This window comes from Luteococcus sp. (genome assembly GCF_043424415.1).
Taxonomy (GTDB): Bacteria; Actinomycetota; Actinomycetes; order Propionibacteriales; family Propionibacteriaceae; genus Luteococcus.
The window spans coordinates 1-2,608 of sequence record NZ_JBHWOO010000273.1 but is presented as its reverse complement, the minus strand read 5'-3'; the positions used below and the strand labels follow the sequence as shown (position 1 = coordinate 2,608).

The window sequence follows — 2,608 nt, the reverse complement described above, 5'->3', positions numbered from 1 at the left end:
GAAGAGCAATGTCACGCCCGCGCTCACGGGCCCTGGGCGTGACGGGGAGAGCCAGGGGCGCCTGCACTGGTCGGCACGTTGAGCGGCAATGGCTCAACTCCCATTTTGGTGCGCCGACTCTCATTCTGCGTGGCGCCGGACACAAGCTGCTGGCTGACTGGTCAGCGCGGAGAACGCGAACTCGAAGATTTCCGATCAGAAACTTTTTCGCACATAGGGTTGCGGGTTAGACACCCTCTCGGTATGGTTGTACCAACAACTGGAGAGGGGGAGAGCGATGAAGAAGGACCTCGCGAAGCTCGTCAAAGCACTCGAAGCGGATGGCTATCAGGTGCGACGGACGAGCAAAGGTCACTACCAAGTGCTCAAAGGAGCCCGAAGCATCACCTACTTCGCTGGGACACCGTCGGACCGGCGATCGTGGGACAACTCAATGGCACCGCTGAAGCGCGATGGATTCCGGTGGCCGCGTCGCTGACAAGGTCAAAGGGTGGGAGGCATCGGTAGTGCCTCCCACCCCACCTCCATCCTCTCACCATCAACCCAGGGCCCTCCGGTCCACCCGGAACCGGAGTACAGAAAGGACCAGCCCTCATGGAATTCAACGTCACGCTGGGCACCCAGTTGCCCAGCACGATGGAGAACGCCGACCACATCATGGACGGCCTCGCCCGATTCAGTGTCACGGCCCACGAGCCTTCCACCACCCCCGGCCTGTTCGCGGCCACCATCACCATCCCGGCCGCCAGCCTGGAGGATGCCATCCAGATCGCCCTGCTGAGCGCCAAGGCTGCAGACCTGGGCGAGATCACCACGCTCGAAGTTCTGTCCACCGAGGCCTTCGACCAGGCCGCAGAACAAGCCTCGACCAATGGCGGAATCCCCGACCTGGTCAGCATCACCACGGCCGCAGCCATGCTCGGGATCTCCCGCACCGCTGCCCGCAAGCGGATCGGGAAGAGCCTTCAGGGAACCTTCGTCGACGGCCCTGGCTGGGTCGTCACCCGCACATCGGTTGATGCCGCCGTTTTCGCGAAGAACCAGCAGGACCAGGCATGACGACTGGACAGAAGCACCGCCACTCGCTCATCCCCGGCTGGCGCTCCCGGGCGCTGGAGGACCCGACTCTCGACAAAGAGTCCCCCGCAGCGCTCGGGAGTCGTCCGTGGCAGCGGATGCCTCGTCGGCTCCCACTCCTGGGCGTCGCCATGCTCACGATCACTGGTTGTGCATCAACTTCCACGCCGAGTCCAGAACCGAACACATCCGCGACGTCGGCGGCCGCCAGCAGCACACCGGCCGCCGGCACGCCTTCCCCGGTCGTCCCAGTTGGACAGAAAGCTGCCAAGAAGGAGGGGAACGACTACTCCCTCACCCTCTATCCGCTGCAGCGGTCAGGGGATGCCGTCGTCCTCACCTTCGACCTGGTCGCGACCGCGGTGACGAAGCAGAGGCCAGCAGACACCTCATTCCTCTCGGATCCCACGGACCCTGTCTCTGGGGCCAAAGGGATTCCCAATGGGGTGGCGCTGATTGATGGTCCTGGCGGCAAGGTCTACATGCCGGCCACCACCACTCAGAAACTGGACACAGCCGTTTGCACGCCGGCACTGCCGGCCCGCTTCACCCAGGGGGACAGCATGGCCATCTCCTGCACCTACGCCGGGGTGCCGGCCGTCACGAGAAGTCTCACCGTGAACATCCCCACGTTTGGATCGATCCCCAATGTCCCGATCCACTAAAGCCCGTCTCCTGGTCCTGGCAGTTGTTGCTCTCAGCGCGACCCCGGCCGTTGGCGCGGCTCAGGAGGAGAACATCAAGCCGCTGATCCCCCACGTCTACGAGCTCAGGAGTAATGAACGAGACACCGACTCGGCTGCCACGGTCTCTTCCACCCGCGGCTCGTTCCAGGCCGTCCTCAACAGCAACGTCGTCTTCACCAAGGACTCTGCAACCATCACACCGGCAGCCACGCGACGACTGGAGGAGATCGCCGGGCGGCTTCGAGGCAAGAAGGCGGGCCACCTGGTCATCGTCGGCCATACCGACGATCTGGGCAGCGCTGAGCACGGCCTCGAGCTGTCACAGCGACGAGCCCAGGCAGTGGCCGATCAGCTCGGGCAGCTGGACAGAATCACGGTGAAGGTCGAAGGCCGAGGCGAGACGCAACCGGCCGCCCCCAACACGTCGGAAGCGAACCGTGCCAAGAACCGACGAGTGGGGATCCTCTACCAAGAGGGATAGGCACCCGTCGCGTTGCCGATGATCGCGTCGATCGGGTCGGCGTCCTCTGCGCGGATGGCGCAGCGTCACGAGCTCGCTTCGCAGGATCGGCTCGGTCGTGAACGACGCCGCCTTCGCTGCAGCATCATCAGGGGCTGGCCTTGGCCCAGGCAAAGCACTTTTCACGCGCGCTGGTGTCTGGGGCTGTTGGTGCGTGTTGGGTGGGTTGTTCTTGTGGGTGGTGTGGGGGAGGGGCCCGGAGGGCGTGTCTGTCTGGTGTGCCTGTTATCTGGGTAGTAATTGAGACTGCAAGTTTAATTGCAATGTCTATTATAGGGCTCTATACACAAAGTGTATAGAGATATAGAAAAAAGATAGCAACATA

The 2,608-nt window shown here is 63.1% G+C and carries 4 protein-coding genes; all 4 read left to right on the top strand.

Annotated elements, in window-relative coordinates; all coding sequences use genetic code 11:
- The first annotated feature begins 277 nt into the window (after window positions 1-277).
- The 4 genes from ACHFFZ_RS15600 (at window position 278) to ACHFFZ_RS15585 (ending at window position 2,244) form a co-directional block, all read left to right on the top strand.
- A complete protein-coding gene (locus tag ACHFFZ_RS15600) occupies window positions 278-478 on the top strand; it encodes a hypothetical protein (protein ID WP_394277520.1) in 201 nt (66 codons plus the stop codon).
- A 116-nt stretch (window positions 479-594) separates the two neighbouring features.
- Complete coding sequence (locus tag ACHFFZ_RS15595; protein WP_394277519.1) at window positions 595-1,059, top strand: hypothetical protein; 465 nt, start codon at window positions 595-597, stop codon at window positions 1,057-1,059.
- A 149-nt stretch (window positions 1,060-1,208) separates the two neighbouring features.
- Window positions 1,209-1,742 (top strand): hypothetical protein, encoded by a 534-nt coding sequence (locus ACHFFZ_RS15590; RefSeq protein ID WP_394277518.1) that lies wholly within the window; start codon window positions 1,209-1,211, stop codon window positions 1,740-1,742.
- Window positions 1,726-2,244 carry an OmpA family protein gene (locus tag ACHFFZ_RS15585; RefSeq protein ID WP_394277517.1) on the top strand — a complete coding sequence of 173 codons (519 nt, stop codon included), beginning with the start codon at window positions 1,726-1,728 and terminating at the stop codon, window positions 2,242-2,244. The genes ACHFFZ_RS15590 and ACHFFZ_RS15585 overlap by 17 nt, the downstream gene beginning before the upstream one ends.
- Window positions 2,245-2,608 lie beyond the last annotated feature (364 nt).

Excerpts from the sequence above, each read along its gene's own strand:
- ACHFFZ_RS15600 (WP_394277520.1), top strand. The coding sequence starts at position 278 with ATGAAGAAGGACCTCGCGAAGCTCGTCAAAGCACTCGAAGCGGATGGC.
- ACHFFZ_RS15595 (WP_394277519.1), top strand. The coding sequence starts at position 595 with ATGGAATTCAACGTCACGCTGGGCACCCAGTTGCCCAGCACGATGGAG.
- ACHFFZ_RS15590 (WP_394277518.1), top strand. The coding sequence starts at position 1,209 with ATGCTCACGATCACTGGTTGTGCATCAACTTCCACGCCGAGTCCAGAA.
- ACHFFZ_RS15585 (WP_394277517.1), top strand. The coding sequence starts at position 1,726 with ATGTCCCGATCCACTAAAGCCCGTCTCCTGGTCCTGGCAGTTGTTGCT.